At 70.0% G+C, this 6,472-nt stretch carries 9 protein-coding genes; 1 reads left to right on the plus strand and 8 read right to left on the minus strand.

The features are described 5' to 3' along the window. The coding region (locus VGD44_RS22890; protein WP_331090697.1) for a helicase C-terminal domain-containing protein at positions 1–183 on the plus strand (183 nt) is incomplete at its 5' end. A gap of 82 nt (positions 184–265) precedes the next feature. Here VGD44_RS22890 and VGD44_RS22895 read toward each other — a convergent pair. The 8 genes from VGD44_RS22895 to VGD44_RS22930 all read right to left on the minus strand — a co-directional run. After that, complete coding sequence (locus VGD44_RS22895) at positions 266–613, minus strand: SRPBCC domain-containing protein (RefSeq protein ID WP_331090698.1); 348 nt, start codon at positions 611–613, stop codon at positions 266–268. Then, the gene (locus VGD44_RS22900; RefSeq protein ID WP_331090699.1) at positions 606–911 is read right to left on the minus strand and encodes a metalloregulator ArsR/SmtB family transcription factor; all 306 of its coding nucleotides are present in this window, start codon (positions 909–911) and stop codon (positions 606–608) included. Before VGD44_RS22900 ends, VGD44_RS22895 begins: the two co-directional genes overlap by 8 nt. A 121-nt stretch (positions 912–1,032) precedes the next feature. Further along, a complete protein-coding gene (locus VGD44_RS22905; RefSeq protein ID WP_331090700.1) occupies positions 1,033–1,290 on the minus strand; it encodes an EF-hand domain-containing protein in 258 nt (85 codons plus the stop codon). 52 nt (positions 1,291–1,342) lie between these two features. After that, positions 1,343–2,275: a prephenate/arogenate dehydrogenase family protein gene (locus VGD44_RS22910; protein ID WP_331090701.1), complete on the minus strand. Its 933-nt coding sequence runs from the start codon at positions 2,273–2,275 to the stop codon at positions 1,343–1,345. Positions 2,276–2,278: 3 nt separating this feature from the next. Continuing rightward, positions 2,279–3,409, minus strand: a complete 1,131-nt coding sequence (locus tag VGD44_RS22915; protein WP_331090702.1) for a histidinol-phosphate transaminase — start codon at positions 3,407–3,409, stop codon at positions 2,279–2,281. Between the two features lie 57 nt (positions 3,410–3,466). Next, positions 3,467–4,270: a chorismate mutase gene (locus VGD44_RS22920; RefSeq protein WP_331090703.1), complete on the minus strand. Its 804-nt coding sequence runs from the start codon at positions 4,268–4,270 to the stop codon at positions 3,467–3,469. Positions 4,271–4,364: 94 nt separating this feature from the next. Beyond that, complete coding sequence (locus VGD44_RS22925; protein ID WP_331090704.1) at positions 4,365–5,471, minus strand: response regulator; 1,107 nt, start codon at positions 5,469–5,471, stop codon at positions 4,365–4,367. 193 nt (positions 5,472–5,664) lie between these two features. Then, positions 5,665–6,472 (minus strand): TonB-dependent receptor domain-containing protein (locus tag VGD44_RS22930; protein ID WP_331090705.1); only part of this gene is annotated, 808 nt, incomplete at its 5' end.

Genomic DNA, 6,472 nt, shown 5'->3' on the forward strand with positions numbered 1-6,472 from the left:
GCCCGCATCGCCCAGGCCTTCGGGCGGTTGATCCGCCGCGCCGACGACAAGGGCTGCTTCGTCATGCTCGACGCCGCCGCGCCCACCCGCCTGTTCAGCGGCCTGCCCGAGGGCGTGGTCCTCCAGCGCGTGACCCTGGTCGAAGCCATCGAGCAGGTCGCGGAGTTCCTTTCCCTCCCTTGATGGGGAGGGACAGCTCGCCGGAGGCGAGCAGGGTGAGGGAGTGTGGGCCGGAGTGCTGAGGTCGGTGAGGATCGACACCTCCTCACCCTGGCCGCCGACGCGGCCTGTCCCTCCCCATCAAGCCCGTGGGCGTGATCTCCACCTCGACCTCCGTGAGGCCGGGGTCGAACTTTGGCACGCCGAAGGTGAAGACCAGCCGCCGCGGCCGGTCGATGGTCAGGTACTCGCCCACGTGCTCCACGTCGCCCATGTCGGGCCGGCGGTCCACGAAGGTGAAGCGGCCGCCGACCCGGGCGTCGATCTCGGCCTTGATCATCTCGCCGCTCGGCGTCGCAAACAAAAACCGGCGGGCGACCGCCGGGTCCAGCCAGGCGTCGAACACCCGCTCGGGCGGGTGGCCGAAGCTGTGGGTCACGGTGAGGTCAGCCATCGTTCAGCGCCGTCTCCAGTCGCCCCAGCCGCCGGGTCCAGAGTTTCCGCTGCTCGTCGATCCAGGCCGCCGCCTCGTCCAGCGGCGCCGGGTCCAGCGCCAGGAAGTGCTCGCGCCCCTCGATCCTGCGCCGCACCAGCCGGGCCCGCTCCAGCATCCGGATGTGCTTGCTGACCGAGTTCAGCGAGATCGCGAACGGCTTGGCGACGTCGGTCACCCGCGCCTCGCCCTCCGCCAACCGCGCCAGGATCGCCCTGCGCGTCGGATCGGCCAGCGCCGTCAGCGTCTCATCGAGCATATTCACCCTTATGGGTGAATATTGTCCGCGTGGCAAGCATCCGGTGTCGCAGACTTGACAATGTTCCCAATTTGTTCTATCGAGAGCGTGCAGGCTTGGCCCGCGCACCGCTCCTCGAAAATCAGCCGCCCCGGGCCCGCATCGCCGCCATCGCGGCCTCGAGCTCGGCGGGGGTGATCTTGCCGTCCTTGTTGGCGTCGACCGCGTCGAACCGCTCGGCCGGCCGCCCGGCGGCGGTCCACTCGCCCTTGTCGACCGCCCCGTCGCCGTTCTTGTCCCAGCGCTTGATGAGCTCGGCCGGCGCCGGCATCTGGGCCTGGGCCGCGCCCGCGGCGGCCAGAGCGGCTGCGGCGACGGCCGCGAAAACAACTTGGCGCATGCTCGGGTCTCTCTGCGACGATGACGCGCCGATACTACCCGAATATGGCGGATCAGTGCTTCCCGCGGTCGCGCCCGAAGTTCGGCTCGGCGCTCTCCTGACCCATGGCGACGATGCCGCGGCGGATCTCACGGGTGCGGGAGAAGAGCTCGAACAGCTTGTCGCCCTCGCCCCAGCGGATGGCCCGGCTGAGCGCCTGCAGGTCCTCGGTGAACCGTCCCAGCACCTCGAGCACCGCATCCTTGTTGGACAGGAAGACGTCGCGCCACATGGTGGGGTCCGAGGCGGCGATGCGGGTGAAGTCGCGGAAGCCGCCCGCGGAATACTTCATCACCTCGGACTCGGTGACGCCCTCGAGGTCGGCCGCGGTGCCCACAATGTTGTAGGCGATCAGGTGGGGCAGGTGGCTGGTGATGGCGAGCACCAGGTCGTGGTGGCGGACGTCCATCTCCTCGACCCGCGCGCCGATGGCGGTCCAGAAGTCGGCCAGCCGGGCCACGGCCTCGCGGTAGGGGACATCGTCCCGAGCATCCGGCGTCAGGATCGTCCAGCGGTTCTGGAACAGCTCGGCGAAGCCCGCGTCGGGGCCCGACTGCTCGGTGCCGGCGATCGGGTGCCCCGGGATCACGAAGACGCTGTCGGGGCAAGCGGCCGTCAAGGCCTCGGCGACCTGGCCCTTCACCGAGCCGACGTCGGTCACGGTGGCGCCGGGTTTCAGGCCGGGGGCGGCGGCGTGGGCCGCGGCCTCCATCGACATGACGGGCACGGCGAACAGGACGAGGTCGGCGTCGCGGACGGCCTCGGCGGCGTCGCCGGTCACCACGTCAGCGAGCTTCAACTCCACGATCCGCTCGCGCGCCGCTTCGGAAGTCTCGGCGATCGCGATCTCGCCGGCGGCGCCCGCCTCGCGCACGGCGCGGACGATCGACGACCCGATCAGGCCGCAGCCGACCACGGCCATCTTCGCGTAGACCGGCGTGCGCATGGCTCAGGCCTTCATGAAGTCAGCCAGGGCGTCGACGACGGCCCGATTGTGCTCTTCGAGACCGATGGTGACGCGCAGGTGGTCGGGCAAGCCGTAGTTCACGACCCGGCGGGTCAGCAGGCCCCGCCGGCTCAGGAACTCGTCGGCGTCGGCAGCCGAGCGGCCCGGCGTCTTCGGGAACCCGACCAGCACGAAGTTGGTGGCCGACGGCCCCACGACCTCGAGGCCGATCCCGCCAATCTGTTGCGTCAGCCACGACCGCCACTGCTCGACGTGGGCGATGGAGCGCGCCTGGAAGTCCTCGTCCGCCAGCGCCGCGACGGCCGCATGCTGGCCGGCGATCGAGGTGTTGAACGGCAGGCGGATGCGGTCGACCGCCGCGGCGATCTCCACCGGCGCATAGCCCCAGCCCACCCGCAGAGCGGCAAGTCCATGCAGCTTGGAAAAGGTGTGCGTGACGACCACGTTGTCGGCGCCGCGCGCGAAGTCGAGGCCGTCCTGGAAGCTGGGGTCGGTGGCGAACTCGGAATAGGCGCCGTCCAGCACCAGCACCACGCTGGGCGGCAGGGCCGCGTGCAGGCGCAGCACCTCGGAGAACGGAATCCAGGTGCCGGTCGGGTTGCCGGGATTGGCGATGAACACCAGCCGCGTGCGGTCGTCGACCTGCTTCAGCACCTCGTCGACGTCGATGCGGTAGCCGGGCTCCTTGGCCAGCTTCACCTCGGCCTGGCAGGCCCGGGCGCCGATCGCGAAGGCGGCGAAGCCGAACTCGCCCTGCACGATGTTGTCGCCGGGCTCGAGGAAGACCTGGTTCAGCAGCGCGAACACCTCGTCCGAGCCGCAGCCGAAGATCAGCCGCTCGGGCTCGAGCCGGAAGCGTTCGGCGATCGCCTTGCGCAGGATGGTGGTCCGGCTGTCGGGATACATCTGCATGTCGCCGGCGTGGGCGAGGTAGGCCTCGCGGGCGGCCTCGCTGGACCCCAGGACGTTCTCGTTGGCCGAGAGCTTGACCGGGTTGTCCACCCCTTCGGCCTGGGCCTTGCCCGGCACGTAGGCGTGGATGTCCATAATCCCGGGCTTCGGGACGGGCCGGCTGGCTCGGGCGCGGTCAAAGGCGGGGGCGTCGTCGGACATGCGGGCGCTTGAAACGAGGTTGAAGAGCGGTTCGGCCGTGGCGACCGGAGCGCCGTCTTACACGTCCAGCGGCGCCGGCGCAGCCCCGATCACGCCGCTGAGCCGCCCGGGCGCCCGGGCCAGCCGTTCGTCCTCGCGCTGATAGAAGCCGGCCAGCATGAAGAGCTTCAGCCCGCCGGCCTCGGCGAGCAGATCGGCGGCGACGCCGTCGCGGCCCAGGGCCTCCTCGACAGCAGCGGCCGGCCCGGCCGCGTCGGTGACCCAGAAGGTGCGGTCGTCGCCCGTCGGCTCCACATCGACGGCGGCCACGGCCAGCGCCGACATCGGGCCCCAGGCCGACAGGCAGGGCAGCGCGGCGAACACCTTGGCGTCGGGTTCGGCCAGCAGCCGGCCCCACCAGGCGCTGTCCGGCGCGATCGCGCAGACGGCGACGCCGCCCGGCGTGCGCGCCTGGGCCACAGCGTCCTCGGCCTTGGCGACCTGGCGCAGCGGCGGCGCGGCGCCGAAGCGGTGGCGGGCGAGCTCGACCGCGCGGCCGGGGTCCTTGCCGCCCCAGACCGTGATGTGGAACGGCCCCTGGACCGATAGGCTGTCGCCGATCAGCTCGCGCCAGATGCGCACGATCAGGCTGGGGTTGGCCGCGCCGCGCTCGGCGGCGATCAGGCGGCGCAGGATCTGGGCCTCGCGGCCGGGCCGCAGGGCGAACTTGTCGCCGTCACCGGCCGCCTGCTTGGCGGCGGCCACCACGCGGGCCAGGGCGGCCCGCTCGTCCACGAGGCGCAGGAGCTCGCTGTCCAGCGCATCGATGCGCTGGCGCACGGCCTCCAAAGAGGGCGGGGAGCCCGCCTTCGCCTCGGACATAAATCTCCCCCGAAACAGGAGCCCGCGACCTAAGGGATTGCGGCGGGGGGCGCAATAGGCCCCTTCGTGGGAAAAAAGTTGCAGCTGTAACGGCTTAGGCCGCGCGGGCTGCGGCGTCCGGATCCAGGGCCTGCTGCAGGGCCAGCAGCAGATGCTCGGGCTTCATCGGCTTCTCGACCACCCCGTTCATGCCGGCGGCGAGGTAGGTCTCGGCGTCCTCGGGGTCGGCGTTGGCGGTAAGCGCGATGATCGGCACCGCACCTATGCGGCCGGGCAGGGCGCGGATGGCGCGGGTGGCGGCGATGCCGTCCATGCGCGGCATGCGGATGTCCATCAGGATCAGGTCGAAGCGTCCCGTCTGGGCGGCCTCCACGGCCTCTTCACCGTCCTCGGCCGACTCGCTGGTGCAATCGAACATCTCGACCAGCGACTGGGCGACCATGCGGTTGGTGGCGTTGTCGTCGACCACCAGGATATGGGCGGCGCGCCCGGTGTCCTCGGCCGGCTCAGCGACGGTGTCCGGGATGGCGGACAGCAGGATCTCGAAGGCGACGGTGTCTGAGGCGCCGGCGTTGGCCTCCTTGCGGACCTGGCCGTTCATGCCCGACAGGACCTTGCGGGCCAGCATGGCGCCCAGCGCCACCTCGAGGCCCAGGCGGGCTTCGATGCTGCGGATGCGCTGCTCCAGGTCCTGGCCGTCCCAGCCCGTATCGCGCGGCCCGCGGATGCGGCCTTCGAGCCGCACGCCCTCGGCGACGACTACGGCTGTAAGCCCGGCCTCGACCGCGCCGCGACCCTGAGCGGCCACGGCTTCGCCGATGAAGCCGTCGAAGACCTGCAAGAGGCGCTTGCGGTCGGCCATGGCGGCGGCACCCGGATCGCCGTCGAACGAAACCAGCAGTGTGACGCCGACCGACGCGGCGCGCGGCTGCCAGCGGTCCTGGACCTCGTCCATCACCTCGCGAAGGACGACCGGCTCGAGCTCGAGCGTTACGCCGCCCGTCACCATGCTCTTCAGGTCCACGCCGGCGCTGATGATGCGCGACACGCTGGTCGCGGCGTCCGCGACGCTGGCCACGCACGCCTCGCCGTCGGCCGTCAGGCGCTGACGGCCGAGCTGCTCGGTGAGCGCCAGCACGCCATCCATCTGCTGACGGATTTCGGCCGCGACGCGCTCGGTAAGGAACTCGGGCAGGGACATGGGCCGCCGAAACTGATGGAACCTCAGCTACCCATTCTGTGCGCGAGCGCTTGAGCAGAGGTTAAGTCCGGGACGGATCGCAACTTTTCCGCAGCGTCAAATCCACGCGGCCAAAGAAAAAGGCGGCGAGCCTGGGAGCCCGCCGCCTCGAGGTTGGCGCATGGGGAGGAATTAGCGCCTAAAAATCAAATAGTTAGAAGCGGTACTGCAGCTCCACGCCGTAGGTGCGGGGCTGGATCAGGCCGCGGGTGATGGCCGTACGCGTCTGGGTGATGTTCGGCGCCGAGCCAGAGCCGGGCACGTCGAAGATCGCGGTCGGCGTGGTCGAACCGTTCGACGTGAAGCCCTTTTGGTCGAAGGCGTTCTTCACGTAGCCGATGATCGTGAAGCGGTCGCCGGCGTCGTTCCACAGGGCGCGGAAGTCGGTGACGTCATAGCCCTTCACCTTGTTCGCCGCGCTCTTGAACGGCTGGTAGTAGGTCTCGTCGGTCCAGGTGAAGGTGGCCGACAGGATCAGCGAGCCCGGATCGAAGTCGAAGGTGTAGTTCGCATTGCCGGCGAACTTGTGCTTCGGCGACTGGTAGATTCGCGAGCCTTCCAGCGTCTGGAACACCAGGCGGGTGCCGTTCGAGACCACGAAGCCGCCCGACGGGGTGGCGTTGGGGTCCAGCGCGCCCGGGTCCGCCGGGTCGTAGAAGCAGCAGCCCTTGGTGATCTCGGTGTGCAGGTAGCCGTAGCTGGCCGACAGATCGAGGTTGTCGATCGGCTTCCAGATGGCTTCCAGCTCGAGGCCGTAGGCTTCGGCCTCGACGTTGACGAAGTTGTTCGACGACGCGGTGCCGGCGGGGTTCAGCTGCGAGAGGTTGAGCTGCAGGTCCTTGTAGTCGTTGTAGAAGGCGGCGCCGTTCAGCTGGAAGCGGCGGCCGATGGACTTCTTCAGGCCCAGTTCGAAGGCGTCCACCTGCTCCTGGTCGGCCTGCGGATCGGGCGCGAGCGTGCCC

The sequence above is a fragment of the Phenylobacterium sp. genome, assembly GCF_036402295.1.
Classification (GTDB): Bacteria; Pseudomonadota; Alphaproteobacteria; order Caulobacterales; family Caulobacteraceae; genus Phenylobacterium.